We start from the raw sequence: 17493 nt of genomic DNA on the forward strand, positions 1-17493 counted from the left end.
CGTTTTCTGCATAACGTCCTTTTTTGGGGCGTTCGTTCGCTCGACGCGTGCCCGCGCGCCGGAAAAAGGTGGTAGACTTGTCCAACATGTATTTACACGAGTCCCACAAAGAAAGATGCATACCATGCAAATTCGCGAACAACTTGAACAGCTGATCGACGCAGCCGTTGCGGCCGCGTGCGAGGACGGATCGCTCGAGCTCGAGGAGGCTCCCGCGGCGGCGCTGGAGCGCCCGCGCGACGAGAGCAACGGTGACTGGGCCTCCACCGTAGCCATGCGTTCCGCCAAGCAGGCTAAGAAGAACCCCCGCGAGATCGCTCAGATCATTGTCGACCATCTTCCGGAGAACGGCATTATCGCCTCCGCCGAGATCGCCGGCCCCGGCTTCATCAACTTCCGCCTGTCCTCCACCGTGCTTCAGGGCGTTGTTTCCCAGGTGCGCGAGGAGAAGGAAGGCTTCGGTCACGGGTTCATCCCCGAGGGTCAGCGCTACATTAACCTCGAGTACATCTCCGCCAACCCCACGGGTCCCATGCACGTGGGACATGGCCGTTGGGCTGCTTTGGGCGATGCCACGGCGCGCGTGATGCGCCATGCCGGCTACGATGTGTACGAGGAGTTCTACATCAACGACGCCGGCACGCAGATGGACAACTTCGGCGAATCCGTGGCCGTGCGCTATCAGCAGATCCTCGGTCGCGACGTCGAAATGCCTGAGGCTTGCTATGCCGGTTCCTACGTGAACGACATCGCGCAGGTCATCATCGACGAGGACGGCGACGTCTGGCTTGACGCCGATCCGCAGGAGCGCATGGAGAACTTCCGCGAGCGCGCTTACCAGATGATGCTCGCCGAGCAGCATCGCGTGACCGGTCGTTTCGGCACCACGTTCGATTGCTGGTTCTCGGAGCGCTCCCTGTACGTGAAGGACGAGTCGGGCGAAAGCGCCGTGGACCGCAGCCTGAAGGCCATGAGCGAGAAGGGCTACATCTACGAGCAGGACGGGGCCACGTGGTTCAAGTCGAGCGCGTTCGACGACGAGAAGGACCGCGTGCTGATCAAGGCGAACGGCGAGTACACGTACTTCATGAGCGACGTTGCCTACCACTACAACAAGCTTGAGCGCGGTTTCGACCACCTGATCAACATCTGGGGCGCCGACCATCATGGCTACATCGCCCGTTGCGAGGCCATGCTTGCGGCGTGGGGCCGTCCCGGCGCGCTCGAGATCATGCTCGGCCAGCTGGTGAACCTGTTCCGCGACGGCGAAGCCGTTCGTATGTCCAAGCGTACCGGCGAGATGATCACGTTCGAGGAGCTCATCGACGAGGTGGGCGTGGACGCGACGCGTTACCTGATGCTGTCGCGCTCTTCCGATCAGCCCATCGACTTCGACATCGAGGTGGCGAAGAAGAAGGACGCTTCCAACCCGGTGTACTACGTGCAGTACGCTCATGCGCGTATATGCTCCATCCTGCGCAAGGCCGCCGACGCCGCCGACGCGGCTGCCGCCGAGGCCGGCGAGCTTTCCATGGACGAGCTGGCGGCTAAGGTCGTGCCTGCGGGCGTGGACCTGTCCCCGTTGACGCACGAGTCCGAGCTGGCCCTTATGCGCAAGATGGACGATTTCGCCGACCTGGTGTCGCAGGCTGCGCGCGATCGCGCTGCGTTCCGCCTGACGCATTACGCTCAGGATCTGGCGGCGTTGTTCCATTCGTTCTACACCAACTGCCACATCATCGGCGAGGACGAGGCCGTTCAGAACGCGCGTCTGGCGCTTGCCGATGCGACTCGCATTGTTTTGGCGACCACGCTGGGTCTGCTGGGCGTGAGCGCTCCGGCCAAGATGTAACGCTTCCTGCTCATACGGCACACGGAAAGGCCCGCAAGCTCGTCGCAGAGCTTGCGGGCCTTTTTATGCAGGGGAGCGTTGCGGTGCGGAGCGAGGCTGCGAAAACCGTGCTTCGCGCGTTACACGTTGTCTTCGAGGTCGATCTGCATAAGGTACACGTTCTCGCGCAGGCGCTTCGCGGTGGCGCGGCACAGGTCGTCTTCCTCGTAGCGCGTTTGTATTTGCTCCAGCTCCAGGTGCAGTCCAAGTCGCTTGATGTCGACCGCGGCATCCGCCGTGCTGGTTATGGCCGTGATGGAGGGGGCTTTCGAGCGCAATGCGCTCAACGTGCGCTGGTACTCCAGGAGCAGAGACGATAGGTCCTCGGCGTTTTCCTCCGATACGCCGGGAGCCATTTCCCCTTGCAGCTTCTCGATGACGAATTCGCACGATCGTATCTGCAGATCGCGGATGGCCTGCGCGGTTTCGGTCAGATTCGCTCCGGGCATGCCCTGCACGAACCGATACCATCCGGACCTCAGCGCTGTGCGCATGCGCAAGGCGGCCCTTTGCGGCGACCAATGATCGGCGTGGTGGCGCAGAAGGTTCTCTATATGCGAGAGCCGGCTTAAGTACTGGTAGCCTACCAAAGGATACGTTTCCTCATGCTCGATGAGCTCGAAGACGAATTCCTGTTCCCAGCGCAGCGTTTTCAGGCGCAGCTCGAGGTTCGGCTCGTCGTCGATGTTGTGCTGCTCTTTGATGCGCGCAATGCGGTCGTTGTAAGAATGGATGACCATTTGCGTGGCAGCGCGGTTCTCGGGTGTTTGGCGAGCCGACAACTCCTCGATGACGTTGCGCAGGATCTCAAGGCTCACCTGCGTTTCGTCGCAGCGCTGATCTTCTTCGGTGGTCGGCTTGCGCGGAGCTAGCAGGGGAACCACGAACGTAGCCAGCAGAAGCGTGACCACGATGACGCCGCATGCCAGGAACATGATGAGCTGTTGCTGCGGGATGGCGCGCGGCAGCGTGAGGATGACGGCGAGCGTGATGGTTCCTTTTGGACCTGCCAGCGTCATGATGGCCGCCGATAGCATATCGGTTTTCGATAGCCTGCGCTGCTTCGCCGTGCCGTCTTCCTTGTTTTTGCCTTTGCGGCTTCGCGAGCGCTCCATGATGAGAATCCATACGAAGCGCACTGCGATGAGTATGAGCGTGATGCCCAGGACATAGGATATGAGCAAGCCGTTGTCGATGTACACGTTAGCCCAGGTCTGCTGCATGGCGCGGGGAAGCTGCGTGCCCAAGAGAACGAACACGATCCCGTTAAGGGTGAAGGACAGCACCTGCCAGACGCTGGCCGAAACGATGTTCATGCGCGATATCGAAGGCCCCAGCGTGCGGGGGGATATGACGTTCACCAGTCCTGCTGCGACCACTGCCAAAATGCCGCTCGCGCCCACCTGGTTGGCTACCAGGTACACGATGAAGGGCGTGAACACCTCGAACAGCACGTGGAATGTGGTGTTCTCCAGGCCCCAGGAGCGCACTTTGCGCACGATGAAGTTGCCCAGGTAGCCCAGCGCTATGCCGATGAAAATGCCTCCCAAAAAAGAGAACAGGAACTCGACGGTTGCGTTGACCAGGGAGAACGTGCCGGTAACGGCTGCGGCCAGCGCGAACTGGAAGGCAACGATGCCCGATGCGTCGTTGATGAGCGATTCCCCTTCCAGAATGCTCTTGGCGCGGGGCGAGATGTCGGTTTCCTTGGAAAGCGAGGCGACGGCAACGGCGTCGGTGGGGCCCAGGGCGGCGCCCAGGGCGAAAGCGGCGGCTAAGCTGATGGAAGGTACGACCCAGTTGACCGCAAAGCCGACCACCAGAGCCGTGACCACCACCAGTCCGATGGCGAGCGAGACGACGGGCCTTTTGTTGCGCCAGAGCGCCGCTTTGTCGACGCTTTTCGCTTCGTCGTAGAGCAGCGGGGCGATGAACAGAACTAAGAACAAATCGGCTTCGTCGAACAGGATGTCGATCTGACCGCCTGCGACCACGGCGATGATCAGGCCTAGTCCAATTTGGATAAGAGGGGAGGATACCTTGGGGACAAGCTGGTCTATGATGGAGGATACGAGGACGGCTGCCAACATGAGTAGAGCGAACATGAGGGCTTCCACGTGGCGATCTCCTTGCGTTGTAGCGAACGGGTCGCCTTATTGTATCGGGATAAGGTCACCCTTATAGGCGCAACGGCGATGTTTCACGCGATTTCAACGGAAAGCTAGGAAGTCGGGTTTTACGTCCTTCGCGCGCGCCCTAACGTGCGCCGGCGTCGGTGGCCAAGATGCTTGCCTTCACGTAGAGGGTGTAGGCGATGGCCGATGTTGTTGAAAGCACGAGGTCCCGTTCGAAGTCTCCCTTGTTCGCGCCGCTTGTAAGGCCTGCCGGGCTGGTGGGTTCGGCGGAGAACAGGGCTTCGAGCGCCGCTTCGAACGCGTCGCAATAGTAATCGTAGGCCACATGCGTGTCGAAGCTTGCGATCTGCATGCGAATGAGGCGGTCGATTTCGGCGATCGAGAACGTTTGCTTGAGCGTGCATATAACGATGAGGTACGCAACATGGGAGCGCGTGTACTTCTTGCCCGAAGCCGACGAGAGGACTCCCTGCTTCACGTAGTTGTTCACCATGGAGCGCGTGATGATCTTCTCGTGTTCCTGGTAGAGCGGGGCGAGCGTTTCCTCGAGGTATCCGATGAGCTGGTCCATGTACAGGTCGATGCGGGGTATCTCCTGGTATCGCGGCAAGCGCAGGTTGACGAGTTTTTGCGCGTAGGGCGACATGCTGATGGATGAAGGGTTCATGGATTCCTTTCCACGGTATTCGTACGAATGAGAATAACAATCCGTACGAGGTCAGTCAATCTTCGTTGTTGCTTGACACGGTGCTATGCTCCTTATAATCTAGTAATGAAAACCATATCATAAAGCTATTGAAACTTTGAAAGAAGGATAGTATGAATGCAAGCCGTATAGCGCTCGTGGTGGATTCCTGCACCGACGTTCCTCCCGAGGATATCGACCGGTACGGCATGTACGTGGTCCCTTTGCAGGTGAACTACGAACACGAATCGTTTTTGGACAAGGTGACCATCACTCCTCAAGAGGTGTACGATCGCTTCTCTCAGGAAATTCCCACAACGTCTACGCCTACTCCCGCCGTTGCGCGAAACGTGCTCGAGCGCGTGGTGGCCGACGGGTACGATCGCGCGGTTATCGTGACCATTTCGAGCGGGCTTTCCGCTACGTACGAGTTGATGCGCTCGCTTTCGACGGGAATGCCGGAGCTTGATTGCTGCTTGGTCGACACGAAGAACATCGGGATGGGCGCGGGCCTGGTTGCTCTTGCAATTGCGCGAAGGCTGGCCGAGGGCGCGTCGTTCGAGGACATCAAGCGCGAAGGCGACCAGATAGCGAAGAATACGAGGGTGTACTTCTGCGTCGACACGCTTGAGTACCTGCGCAAGGGCGGCCGCATCGGCGAGGTGACCTACCGCGTGGGCAGCTTGCTCGACATGCGTCCCGTGATCAGCTGCAACGAAGCGGGCGTATACTATACCGTTACGAAGGCCAAGGGGCGTCGGCAGTCGCTCAAGAAGGCCATGCAGTGCGTCGAGGAGTTCGCTGCGAAGTTCCCTCGCAGCACGGTTGCCGTGGTGAACGGGGATGCGGCGGACGAGGCGGTCGAGGTGAAGGCCGAGCTTGCATCGCGGATGAGCGGCGTGCAGTCGTGGTACGAGGGGCAGATCAGCCCGGTTCTCGTGGTGCATACCGGTCCTGGCCTGATCGGCATAGGCGTGCAGGGGGAGTGCTAGGGGCGGGGTTGCTGCGTTCCACGTCGCGCGTTGCGTCCAGCCTGCGCCTCGCGTCGCGCGTTGTGTCCAGCCTGGCGCCTCGCGCCGCGCGTCCCGTCTGCCCGGCGTCTCTCCCCATCGCGCCCGTTTTGCGCACGCGTTTCGCCCGTCGTGTCAAAACGATCGAGTTTTGCTGGTCCTCGAACCAGGATAATTCGAAGTTCCGTTCGTCTGACCTGGGAAAATAAAAACCACGTGCGGAGCGAGCCCTCTTGGAAGGGTGAAAACCGCCGCAAAACTCGTCCGTTTTGACAGCGGCTTCCTGTTCCGCAGCGCTTACGTTGCGGAACCTGCTTTGGGTTCGGTAATCGGAAGCATGAGTTTCACGGTGAACCCGTGTGCAGGCTCGCTTTCCAGGGAAAGCGAGCCGCCGTGCGCTCGGACGATACGATCTGCCAGTGCAAGCCCCAAGCCGTGCTCTTCTCCGTACGATCCCGCCGCGCTTCGCGCCGTGCGCGAGCGCGCCAGGCGCGCTTCGAGGGCCGCCAGCTCGTCGCGCGTCACGCCCGCGCCGTCGTCGGCAATGCAGATGACGGCGCAGTTCGCCTCCCTGTTCAAAAGCGCGAGCGATACGCGTATGCGGCAGCCCGCTTCGTTGTGCAGCCGTGCGTTGGCCAGGGCGTTTTCCACCACGCGCGTCAGCAAGCGCTCGTCGCCGAGAACCGTCGCGTCGGCTGCGCGCTCATCGACGTGCAGGTCTACCGGGTGCGCGTCGTCGATCTGGGCGTTCATGTGCGCGGCGATGACGGTGCGCAGAAGCTTCGAAAGGCGTACGCGCTCCAGGTTGAGCGGTTGGGCGGCGTAGTCCAAAAGCGATGCGGTGTTGAGGTCGGTGACCAGGTCCTTGATCCTCAGGCCCTGCGCGCGTATGATGCGTGCCCTCGCGCGCGCATCGTCCGGCGCTTCCTCGTCCTGCGCGATGCCGTCGGCATATCCCAGGATCATCGAAAGCGGCGTGCGGATGTCGTGCGACACGCCGCGTATCCAGTTCGCCCGCGCGGCGTCTTTTTGCTCGATGAGCGCCGACGTCTCGGTGATCTGCCGTCCGATTCCTTGCAGGTCGCCCTTGAGGTCCACCTGGGCCGATTTTCCTTCTGACAGCTTGTCGAGCGCGTCTGCTATGGGGCCGACGGCGTTTTGGGTTCGCCGACGGGACAGGGCGTACAGCAAGAACAGGATGCCGACGTCCACTGCGAATATGGTCAGGATGTACAGCGGAAGATTGCGCATCGTCGAAGCGGGGTAGGTGAGCGACATCGTCCAGAACTCGCCCTTCGGCAGGCCTACGATCAACAGGCCGTCGCTTCGATCCCAGAAGAACGCGGGGTAGTCGGCGATGGCTGCGTAGTGCGATGCTATCGCGATGTCGTTCAGGGAGTACGAGCGGGGAACGTCCGCGGGCAGGTTTTGGGACCAGATCGCCGTACCGCCCTCGTCGACGAGCAGGCCCCAAGCGCCTTTGCTCGCCAACTGCAGCGACGCCTCTTCTTCAAGCGAGAACGTGCCATCGTCCGTGCGCGCAAGCTGCTCGTCCACCGTGCGCACGAGCGATGCCGGCGATCCGGTGTTGAAGTTGGCGTTCGATTCTTGAAAGGCGATGACGATGTACAGCGCCAGGTCGACCACGATGACAAGCAGCGCGCAGGCTACGAAGAGAAGCAGCTGCTTTGTGAAGAATCGCGCGAACCCCTCGGGGCGCGGGCGTCGGCGTTCGTGTTTCGAGGCAGCCATGCTCAGCGCTTCACCAGCTTGTACCCAAGGCCGCGCACCGTCACCAGCGAAGCGGGTGCGGACGGGTCCGCTTCGATCTTCTCGCGCAGTCGGCGAATGTGGGCCATGAGCGAGTTGTCGTAGCCGAAGGACGTTCCCCAGCATGCTTCGCAGAGCGCGTCGATGGTGATGATGCGGCCGGCGTTGCGCGCAAGCACGCTCAGGATCTCGTGCTCTTTGGCGGTGAGCTGGACGGTCGTTCCGTCGGCTCGCTCGACTTCGGCCGTCGTGAGGTTCACGCGACTTGCCGCAAGCTCGAGCACCGGGCTTTCCGCGGCGTAACATCGACGCAGCAGGGCTGCGATGCGCAGGACCAGCTCCTGGGGAAGAAACGGCTTCGTGACGTAGTCGTCGGCCCCCAGCGACAGGCCGTTCACGCGGTCGAAGGGCTCGTCTTTGGCCGAAAGGAACAGTGCGGGCGTGGATGCGTGGGCGGGGCGCTCTCGAATGCGCGCGAGCAGGTCGAACCCGTTCATGCCCGGCATCATGATGTCGAGGACGAACAGCTGGCAGGCGGTGTCGGGCGACGTTGCGCGCGCGTCGATGATGCGCAGCGCCTCGCTTGCGCAATGAGCCGTTTCCACGGCGCGGAATCCCGCCCTGTGCAAGATGGCGGCAACCATGCTGGCCAATTCCTGCTCGTCGTCGACAAGCAGGATCCGCTTGTCGTGCAGGGCGTCTCCTGCGATTCCGAATTCGTGGGCAAAGCTCACGGCGGCTCCTTCCTCTTCTTGCCCAGTATCCCATAAACCCTTCGAGACGGGACGGTTTCCTTCGCTCTTGTAAGGCAGTCGCAAGGCAATGCAAGGAACCTGCAAGGAGCGGGAAGGGAGGGCGTAAGGCGGGGCGGGTATCGTGGTTTTCGCTCATGAACGCATTGAAAATCGAAGGAGTGGAAAGCCATGCCAGCAGAACACGCTGCATTTCAACCGACGCCTCTTGTGGTCGAGGTCCGCAACGCGAGCAAACGTTACGGCGGTCAGAAAGGAAAACGTTCGGACGCCAATGTCACGCAGGCGCTCGACCGCGTTAGCTTCGCCGTGTCGCGCGGAGAGTTCGTGGGCATCATGGGGCCGAGCGGTTCGGGCAAGTCCACGCTGTTGAACTGCGTGGCCACCATCGATGCCCCTACCAGCGGTCACATCGTGGTGAACGGGCGCGACGTGGGATCGCTGCACGGCGGGGAGCTCGCTCGGTTTCGCCGCAACGACCTGGGTTTCATCTTCCAGGATTCCAACTTGCTGGATACGCTGACCGCGTTCGAGAACATCGCTTTGGCTTTGACGATCCAGAAGGCGCCTGCGCGGCAGATCGAGGCCCGCGTGCGACAGGCGGCTGCCGTGCTCGGCGTTGACGACGTGCTTGCCAAGTACCCCTACCAGCTGTCCGGCGGCCAGAAGCAGCGCGTGGCGGCGGCGCGCGCCACCGTGGGCGACCCCAGCTTGATTCTGGCCGACGAGCCTACGGGGTCGCTCGATTCGAAGTCGGCTCGGCAGCTTCTGGAGTCGCTCGAGCGCTTGAACCGATCGGGGTCGACCATTCTGATGGTTACGCACGACTCCCTTTCGGCAAGCTACTGCTCGCGCATCGTGCTCATCAAGGACGGATCGTTGTTCGGCGAACTGCATCGGAAGGGATCCACGCGCGCCGCGTTTTACCGCAGCATCGTGGACGTCGTCGCCTCCATGGGCGGCGATGGGCAGCATTTCGATTCCGCAGACAAGGAGGCTTCCCATGTTGGTTAAGCTTGCCCTGGGAAACGTGCGCAAGTCGGTTCGCGATTTCGGGGTGTACTTCCTTACCGTGCTGCTGGGCGTGGCCGTGTTCTACGCGTTCAACTCGATGTCGGCCCAGCGCGGGGTGCTGGCGTTCTCGGAATCCGGGGATGCGATGTTCGAACTTCTGGGCATGGTTATTTCAGGGGCGTCGGTGCTGGTCGCGTTCGTTCTGGTGTTTCTGGTGGTGTACGCGAACCGGTTTCTCATCAAGCGTCGCAAACGGGAATTCGGCTTGTACCTGGCGCTGGGCATGAGCACGTCGGACGTGGTGGGGATTGTGCTTTTGGAGTCGCTTGCCGCGGGCGCGGCGTCCCTTGCGGCCGGCCTTGCCCTGGGCGTGGCGATCTCGCAGCTTTTGCTGCAGCTCACGTCGCTCATGTTCCAAGCCGATGTGGCCGGCTCCGCAGGGTTTTCCTTCGTGTTCTCCGTCGACGCCTTCATCCAGGCTATTGCGGTGTTCGGGGCTGTTTTCGTTCTTGCGGCGCTGCTGAACGCGCGCTCGGTGTCGCGTACGCGGCTTGTCGACCTTATGAAGGCGGAAAGCGTGCACGAGGAGATGAAGCTGCGCAGCCTGCCGCTGTCGCTTGCGCTGTTCGCGGTGTCGCTCGTCATTATCGGGATATCGTACAAGCTGTTGATCGAAAACGGTCTGCTGGAGCCGTCCCCTGAATTCGCGGCGGCCGCGGTCCTGGTGTGCGTGGGCACCGTGCTGTTCTTCTACGCGTTGGCAGGATTCCTGCTGAAGCTCGTGCAGATGATCCGCCCGCTGTACTTGCGGGGGCTCAACATGTTCGCGCTGCGCCAGCTGGGAGCCAAGGTCAACACGACGTTCGCTTCGCTTTCCGTCGTGTGCCTGGTGCTGTTCTTGGCTATCACCAGCGTGTGCGGCGGCGTGGGCATACGCAACGCCGTGGAGGACGGCCTGGCGAAGGGCACGGCGTACAGTGCCAGCGCCGTGAGCGTCTTCGGTTCGTATCGCGCCGATACCGGCTACGTGGCCGATGCGGCGATCGAGCCGTACGCGCAGTACGCGGCAGCGAAGGGCTTCGATATGGCGGCGGGCCTGCGCGACAGCGCGAAGGCGCTGGGCGCGGGGGACTTGGACGCTCTTGTTCAGGGGACGGCGCAGGTCGACCAATGCGTGGACCCGTCCGATGCGACCACCGTGGCCGACGTGGAGCGGGCGAGCGGCTTGTCGCTCAAGGATACAGCCGGCGCGTCGATCAATGCCCAGTACGGGATGTTTCCCGTATACGTGAGCAAGCTTTCCCAGGTAAACGAGGCTCTAACGCTGGCCGGCAAGGCGCCGCTGCAGCTGGGGGCGGGGGAGTGCGCCCTCGTGAGCGATTCCAGCATCACGGCCGAGTTCTACCGGGGCGTCGTCGAGCGCGGAACGGACGTTCCCGTGGGCGACCGACTGCTTCGTGCGGCGGTGTTTTTGGGGGAATCCCTCATGACCACTTCGTTTCCCATGAACACGGGGACCGTCGTCGTGAACGACGATGAGGTTCCGGCGCAGGCCGTGATCGTTCAAACGCTGCTGAACATGCAGTGCGCAACCGACGAGGACGAGCAGGGTCTCAAAGCCTTGCTGGCCGCCGTGTCGCAGACGGACAACGCCGATACGTGGCCTTTGTCGCTGTCGCTCACACGGTCCGAGGTTGTCGACCAAAGCGTCAGCCTGTCCGCCGTGGTGGCCTTCCTTGCCATCTACTTGGGATTCGTGCTCGTTGTCGCGTGCGCCGCCATTCTGGCCATCCAGCAGCTTTCCGAGGCCTCCGACAACGCGCGCCGCTACGGTTTGTGCATCAAGTTGGGAGCTTCTTCGAAGATGGTCGACGGGGCGCTGCTCGTGCAGGTGCTCGTGTACTTCTTGTTCCCGCTGCTGCTGGCGGTGGCTCATTCGGCATGCGCGCTCGTCGTGGTGTCGGACGTGGTGGCGGTGTTCGGGCATTTGGACATCGGCGCGATGGCGCTTACGTGCGCCGGTGCGTTCTTGGTCGTCTACGGTGCGTACTTCGTTGTGACGTATCTGGGCGCGCGTCGTTTGATCCGGGAATAGCGGAAGCGCCGTGCGCGGAATTCTTTCTGCGCACGGCGCTGGTTTGCGTCCTTTGCGAAAGCGGGGAAGAGGGCATGAAAAAAGCCCCTGATCGGGGCTTATCATTCAAATGGTGGACCGTGTAGGATTCGAACCTACGACCTTGGGATTAAGAGTCCCCTGCTCTACCAACTAAGCTAACGGTCCTTATTGCGTCTCGCCTTTCTTGCGAAGCGGTTTGCTATTTTAGAGCATTCCGATCGACCGTGCAAGACCTTTTTTTCAAAAACTTGCGCTGGGGTGGATGATGGGACTCGAACCCACGACCTCCAGAGCCACAATCTGGCGTTCTAGCCGACTGAACTACACCCACCAAGGCGCAAGGAGGAAGTATACGGATTTCTTTCCATGAATGCAAGAGGAATATGGACAAATTGTATCTGGATATTCGTAATTTACTCCTGATGTGCGGTTTTAGAGTACTATGAGCGCAACATCGAACGCCAAGACGGCATGCATACGCGAATGAGTTGTTGCTGCACGGCGTTGCGGAAGGGGCATTGAGCCCGTTCCTTACCATCAAGGAGTACTTATGGATATAAAGCCATCGTCTGAAAAACGATTCGCATTGCTCATCGATGCCGACAACGTATCGGCGAAGTACATCAAGCCCATCACCGACGAACTGTCCAAATATGGCACCGTCACCTACAAGCGCATCTACGGCGATTGGACGCTCACCCTTCATTCGAAATGGAAGGATGCGCTTCTGGAAAACTCGATCACGCCCATTCAGCAGTTCGGGTACACGCAAGGGAAGAACGCCACGGACTCGGCCATGATCATCGACGCGATGGACATCCTGTACACGCGCTCGGTGGAGGGGTTCTGCATCGTGTCGAGCGACAGCGACTTCACGCGCCTGGCCAGCCGCATCCGCGAGAGCGGGCTGACGGTGATCGGCATGGGGGAGAAGAAAACCCCCACGGCTTTTCGCAAGGCGTGCGACATCTTCACCACGCTCGAGCTTTTGCTGGGGGATTCGAACGGCAAGGGCGGCAAGGGCAAAGGCCATCGCGACCAGGGCAATTCTCAAGGCGGGCAGAATACGGGCCCCTCGATTGAGGAGATCGAGCAGGCCGTGGTCAACATCATCACCGACAACCAGAACAACGGGAAGTCGACCGGCGTGGGTGAGGTGGGAAGCCGTCTGCTCAAGCGCTATCCCGACTTCGACGTGCGCAGTTACGGCACCAACCAGCTGACGAAGCTCCTCGGCGAGTTCGGCAGCGTTCAGATCATCAAAGACGGCAGCTCGGTTGCTATCGAGCTGACGGAGGCCAAGGAAGCTTCGAAGCCTGCGGAGAAGGAGGGGACGAGCGAGCCGGCTCGCAAGCCGTCCCGGTCGGCGGGCAAGCCTGCGCATAAGCCCGCCCCGGCCGATCGCGAGAAGGAATCCGAAACCGCCTTGGCCTCCGAAGCCGCGGGCAAGCCGGAAGCCGAAACCGCGAGCGAACCTGCCGCCAAGCCCGCTCGACGCTCCCTGCGCCGTCGCAGGGGTGCCGAAGGCGCCCAGCCCAAGGAGGCGTCGGACCAGCCTTCCTCGAGCGACGAGGCCCCTGTTTCCGCGGATGAGGCGATGCCTGCTCCGGAGAGCGCTCCCGCAGCCGAGAGCGCGCCTGAAGCGGCCGCTGCGGCCGACGCCGAAACCTCGGATGCTTCTGCGGACCGGCCCGAGCAGGGCGTGCGCAAGCCCGTGCGCCGCGGAAGGCGCGGGGGCGCCAAACGCTCGCGACCGGCCGGCGACGACGCGACCGAGAAGCGGCCTTCGCAGCAGGTCGCAAACGAGGACGCCGCGTCGCAGCAGCCCGCTGCGACGGCGGATGCCGATCAGGTCGCATCGAGCGCTTCCGCGTCGCGCCCCGCGTCCAATCCCGATCGGTTCGTTCGCCAGCTTGTCCGCGACGCCGGCGTCGAGGGGGTGGCGGTGTCCGAGCTGTCCAAGCGCGTCCGCGCCAAGTACCGCGATTTCAAGGTGCGGGATTTGGGCTATTCGCAGTTCCGGTCCTACGTCGCCGATCTGGACGACATCGAGATCGAGAAGAACGGCAAGGACTTCTTCGCGCGTCTGGCCGAGTAGGCGCGCGAGATCGGGGCGGCTTCCCCGGGCGTCCTTCTTGAATCCGGCTGAAAGCAGAAGGCCCCGCCTCCCAATTGAACGGGGAGGCGGGGCCTTCGTGGTTGCGCGGTGCAGTCGAAACGGGCGCTAGGCCATTTCGTTTTCGCTGAACTCGTCGGCGCCGAAGGTGATCTCCTTGCCCTGCTTGCGCCACTGACGGTACTCGGCGGTGGCGGTGAACAGCACGTCGGAGGAGGAGTTGAGCGCGGTCTCGCAGGAGTCCTGCACCACGCCGATGATGAAGCCGATGCCCACGACCTGCATGGCAATGTCGTTGCTGATGCCGAACAGCGAGCATGCCAGCGGGATGAGCAGCAGCGATCCGCCGGCAACGCCCGAGGCGCCGCATGCGGAAACGGCGGACAGCACGCTCAGGATGACGGCGGTGGGTAGGTCGATGGAGATGCCCATGGTGTGAGCCGCCATCATGGCCATGACCGAGATGGTCACGGCAGCGCCCGCCATGTTGATGGTGGCGCCCAGGGGAATGGACACCGAATAGTTGTCCTTGTCCAGGCCGAGCTTGCGGCACAGCTCCATGTTGACCGGGATGTTCGCGGCCGAGCTGCGGGTGAAGAACGCCGTGAGGCCGCTGTCCTTCAGGCAGCGGAACACCAGCGGGTAGGGGTTCTGGCGGATGCCCCAGAACGCCATGAGGGGGTTCGTGACCAAGGCGATGAACAGCATGCAGCCCACCAGGACGAGCAGCAGCTGGCCGTACTCGGTGAAGATCTCCAGGCCGTTCGCGCTCACGGAGGTGTACACCAGGCCCAGGATGCCGAAGGGCGCAAGCGAGATGATCCAGCGCACAACCTGCGACACGGCGTCGGATATGCTGGTGAACACGTCTTTGGTGCCCTGGGTTGCCGCGCGCAGCGCGATGCCCAGCAGCACGGCCCAGGTGAGGATGCCGATGTAGTTCGCGTTGATGAGCGCGTCAACCGGGTTGGACACGATGTTCGTGACAAGGGTTCCCAGCACTTCGCCCACGCCGGTGGGCGAGCTCTGGTCGACCGTAGGGGCCGAAAGCGTCAGCTCGACGGGGAACAGGAAGCTTGCGATCACGGCCACGAGCGCGGCGATGAACGTGCCAACCACGTACAGCACCACGACCGTTTTCATGGATCCGGCCGCTTTCGCGTTTGCGAGCGCGCTGATTACCAAGAAGAACACGAGGATGGGGGCAACGGCTTTCAAGGCGGATACGAACAGCGTGCCCAAGATCTCGAACACCTCGATGCCCGGCGCGAACACGCCGAGCGCGGCGCCGATGACAAGGCCTACCAAGATGCGTTTGATCAGGCTTATGGAGTTCCACGCCCGCCCGATCTTCTTAATCGTTTCCATCGTGAACGGATTCCTTTCCCCGGCGAACGGCTCAGCGCAACGCAGTCGCTCGCGTCCTATGTATGCACTTGGGGGGAGGGTGCCCAGGGCAGCCTCCCCCCAAGTGGTGCGGGCGAAAGGACTTGAACCTTCACGAGTTTCCCCACCAGAACCTAAATCTGGCGCGTCTGCCAATTCCGCCACGCCCGCACGACGTTGCGCGTGCAAGAACGCACGCCGAACATAATAGCAAAAAAGCGCACCGATGGAACCAGGGACTGCGGGGATGTTTTACGCGAGGAATCGCCCTAGGAGAAATCCGGTGATCACGCACAGCGCGGCGAAAAGGGCGGACAGGCCGATAAGCCGGGATTCCCGTTTGTGAGCGCGCTGCTTCTCCACCTCTTCTTGGTGCTTGGCGGGGAAGTAGGAGTAGCCGTCGGAGGTGATGCACACCACGGCGCCGCGACGCTCGTCGGTTTTGCGGGCCAGCGCGCCGCGCTCGAGAAGCTCCACTTGCAGATCGTCGTCGGGGCGGTAGGGGAACGCGCAGCGGTACACGAGGTCGCCGTTGACGGTGCACGTCGAGCGTTCGTAGTCGATCAGGCGCTCGAGCTCGCGTTCTTGCAAAAGGTTGAGATCGATGGTGGGCATGGGACCTCCGCTGCTGCGTTTAAGATTCGTTTCCCGATCATGATACCGTGACCCGTTCGGCAATGATAGCGTGAAACGCAACCGTAACCTTCGCCGGTCTTGGCTGCCGGTCGAGGACGGCCGCAACGCGCTTTTCCCGCGAAACCGCGGCCGGCGTCGCCGTGCGCCGCGCCGCTTCATGCGCTTGCCCGCAAGCTTCGCAGGCGAATCTTGCGGACGCGTTGCGAACGGACGGTAGGTAGGTTCTTCGTGAACCTGTTTCAAGCGCTCTTCCTCAACGGCTCCATATATGCGATAATTCCGTCTCGGTGTGCTCGGTACGCGGTTTCGATCGATGAACGGCCGGTCGAGGGCGCCAGGGCAAGCACGCCGAAAGCCGCATAGGCGACATAAGAATGATGGAGGATAGTTACGTGGAAACAAAAGTTGAGGCATTGCAGGATAACCGCACGAAAGTGACCGTTACCGTTGATGCTAAGGATGTCGACGCCCGCATCAAGAAGACCTACAAGGACTTCGCCAACAAGTACAATTTCCCCGGATTCCGCAAGGGCAAGGCCCCGCGTCCGGTTATCGACAACGCTCTGGGCAAGGAAGCCGTCCGCGCGACGGTGACCGACGACGTGGTCAACGGTTCCTATCCTCTCGCCATCGACGATTGCGATCTGTACCCCATCGCCAAGCCTGAGTTCGAGGACACGGACCTGGTGGAGAGCGGCAAGGACTACACGTTCTCCTTCACGATCGCCGTCAAGCCCGAGTTCGAGCTGTCCGGCTACGAGCCGGTTGCCATCGAGCTTCCTGCCGAAGGCGTGACCGAGCAGGAGATCGACGATCAGGTCGAGGCTCTGTGCGAGCACTACTACACGTACGAGGATGCTGCCGCCGCCACGAAGGTGAAGGAAGACAGCTACATCGACCTGGCCATGAAGGCCACCGACGACAAGGGCGAGGACATTCCCTCCCTCACTACGGAGAACCGCCCCTACGGTCTGGGCGCGGGCCTGTTCCCGGCTGAGTTCGACGAGCAGCTGGTGGGCCTGAAGAAGGGTCAGACCGCAACGTTCACGCTCGACATGCCGGCCGACGCCCCCATCATGCTGTCCGCGCTGCAGGGCAAGACCGAGAAGATCAACTTCGAGGTCGAGGTCAAGGTCGTCAAGAAGAAGATCATGCCGGAAGTGAACGACGAGTGGGTCAAGGAGACGCTGGGCTTCGAGGGCGTGGAGGATCTGCGCACCCGCATCGCCGAGACCGTGACGCAGCAGAAGGCCGACCTCATGCCGCGCCTGAAGGAGAACGCATGCCTCAACGCGATCTCCGAGCGCCTCGAGGGCGAGGTTCCCGCAGGCATGGTCGAAGAGAACGAAGCAAGCCTGATCCAGGACTTCTTCCAGCAGATGCAGGCGCAGGGCATGACCTTCGACGTGTACCTTATGCAGCAGGGCCTTACGCCCGACCAGTTCAAGGCCGACGTGAAGCAGCAGGCTTCCGACATGGCCAAGCAGGATCTGGCGCTTGACGCATGGGCTCGCCATGCCGGCATGAGCGTTTCCGACGAGGAAGTTACCGACGAGTTCGTGAAGAGCGGCGTGGAGAACCCCGAAGCCCTGCAGGCCGAGTGGCGCGCGAACGGCCAGCTGCACATGGTGCGTCAGGGCGTTCTGCGCACGAAGGCCGTCAAGGACCTTATGGACACCGCCGTGGTGACCGAGCTCGACCTGTCCAAGAAGGACGAGGGCAAGAAGCCGGCCAAGAAGGCTGCCGCCAAGAAGAAGGCTGCGCCGAAGAAGGCCGCCGAAAAGAAGGAAGAGGCCGTCGAGGTCAAGGCTGACGACGCCGAATAACATCGCACGTGCCTCGGCCCGTCCGTATTGCGCGCTTTTTGCGTGCACATCGGGCGGGCCGAGGTGACGATACGGTACCCTAGCCTTGCACCACGATACGGCACGTGCATACAGCACTATCTGCAAGCAGGGCCGCCGAGCGGCCGTAAGAGATAA

Annotated in this window: 12 protein-coding genes and 3 tRNA genes; 6 read left to right on the forward strand and 9 right to left on the reverse strand. The window is 61.8% G+C overall.

Features of this window, described 5'->3' with window-relative positions; all coding sequences use genetic code 11:
- Nucleotides 1-124 precede the first annotated feature (124 nt).
- Entirely contained in the window at nucleotides 125-1852 is a 1728-nt protein-coding gene (argS, locus tag LG373_RS03060; RefSeq protein ID WP_114567983.1) for an arginine--tRNA ligase, read from the forward strand.
- A gap of 119 nt (nucleotides 1853-1971) precedes the next feature.
- On the opposite strand, the gene LG373_RS03065 is transcribed toward argS, so the two are convergent.
- Entirely contained in the window at nucleotides 1972-4008 is a 2037-nt protein-coding gene (locus LG373_RS03065) for a sodium:proton antiporter (protein ID WP_225748952.1), read from the reverse strand.
- Nucleotides 4009-4147: 139 nt separating this feature from the next.
- Nucleotides 4148-4693: a DUF1836 domain-containing protein gene (locus tag LG373_RS03070; protein WP_225748953.1), complete on the reverse strand. Its 546-nt coding sequence runs from the start codon at nucleotides 4691-4693 to the stop codon at nucleotides 4148-4150.
- A gap of 152 nt (nucleotides 4694-4845) precedes the next feature.
- On the opposite strand from LG373_RS03070, the gene LG373_RS03075 reads away from it, so the two are divergent.
- Entirely contained in the window at nucleotides 4846-5703 is an 858-nt protein-coding gene (locus LG373_RS03075) for a DegV family protein (protein ID WP_225748954.1), read from the forward strand.
- A gap of 315 nt (nucleotides 5704-6018) precedes the next feature.
- Here LG373_RS03075 and LG373_RS03080 read toward each other — a convergent pair whose 3' ends face one another.
- Nucleotides 6019-7473 (reverse strand): sensor histidine kinase KdpD, encoded by a 1455-nt coding sequence (locus LG373_RS03080; protein ID WP_225748955.1) that lies wholly within the window; start codon nucleotides 7471-7473, stop codon nucleotides 6019-6021.
- Nucleotides 7474-7475: 2 nt separating this feature from the next.
- A complete protein-coding gene (locus LG373_RS03085; RefSeq protein WP_370632838.1) occupies nucleotides 7476-8201 on the reverse strand; it encodes a response regulator transcription factor in 726 nt (241 codons plus the stop codon).
- 213 nt (nucleotides 8202-8414) lie between these two features.
- On the opposite strand from LG373_RS03085, the gene LG373_RS03090 reads away from it, so the two are divergent.
- Nucleotides 8415-9257, forward strand: coding sequence for an ABC transporter ATP-binding protein (locus tag LG373_RS03090; RefSeq protein WP_225748957.1), 843 nt, complete (start codon nucleotides 8415-8417; stop codon nucleotides 9255-9257).
- Nucleotides 9247-11352 (forward strand): FtsX-like permease family protein, encoded by a 2106-nt coding sequence (locus LG373_RS03095; RefSeq protein ID WP_225748958.1) that lies wholly within the window; start codon nucleotides 9247-9249, stop codon nucleotides 11350-11352. The genes LG373_RS03090 and LG373_RS03095 overlap by 11 nt, the downstream gene beginning before the upstream one ends.
- A 110-nt stretch (nucleotides 11353-11462) precedes the next feature.
- Here the strand turns inward: LG373_RS03095 and LG373_RS03100 are convergent.
- Together LG373_RS03100 and LG373_RS03105 are read right to left on the reverse strand one after the other, a co-directional pair.
- Nucleotides 11463-11538 (reverse strand) — tRNA-Lys (locus LG373_RS03100).
- 89 nt (nucleotides 11539-11627) lie between these two features.
- Nucleotides 11628-11704: transfer RNA gene (locus LG373_RS03105), tRNA-His, on the reverse strand.
- Nucleotides 11705-11923: 219 nt separating this feature from the next.
- Here LG373_RS03105 and LG373_RS03110 point away from each other — a divergent pair.
- The gene (locus tag LG373_RS03110) at nucleotides 11924-13471 is read left to right on the forward strand and encodes an NYN domain-containing protein (protein WP_225748959.1); all 1548 of its coding nucleotides are present in this window, start codon (nucleotides 11924-11926) and stop codon (nucleotides 13469-13471) included.
- A 126-nt stretch (nucleotides 13472-13597) separates the two neighbouring features.
- On the opposite strand, the gene sstT is transcribed toward LG373_RS03110, so the two are convergent.
- From sstT to LG373_RS03125, 3 genes are all read right to left on the reverse strand, one after another.
- A complete protein-coding gene (gene sstT, locus LG373_RS03115; RefSeq protein ID WP_114567974.1) occupies nucleotides 13598-14857 on the reverse strand; it encodes a serine/threonine transporter SstT in 1260 nt (419 codons plus the stop codon).
- 104 nt (nucleotides 14858-14961) lie between these two features.
- Nucleotides 14962-15046 (reverse strand) — tRNA-Leu (locus tag LG373_RS03120).
- A gap of 81 nt (nucleotides 15047-15127) precedes the next feature.
- Nucleotides 15128-15490, reverse strand: a complete 363-nt coding sequence (locus tag LG373_RS03125; protein WP_114567973.1) for a hypothetical protein — start codon at nucleotides 15488-15490, stop codon at nucleotides 15128-15130.
- 413 nt (nucleotides 15491-15903) lie between these two features.
- Here LG373_RS03125 and tig point away from each other — a divergent pair, with 413 nt between their 5' ends.
- Complete coding sequence (tig, locus tag LG373_RS03130; protein ID WP_225748960.1) at nucleotides 15904-17337, forward strand: trigger factor; 1434 nt, start codon at nucleotides 15904-15906, stop codon at nucleotides 17335-17337.
- The last annotated feature ends 156 nt before the right edge of the window (nucleotides 17338-17493 follow it).

The sequence above is a fragment of the Paraeggerthella sp. Marseille-Q4926 genome, assembly GCF_916618935.1.
GTDB lineage: Bacteria > Actinomycetota > Coriobacteriia > Coriobacteriales > Eggerthellaceae > Paraeggerthella > Paraeggerthella hominis.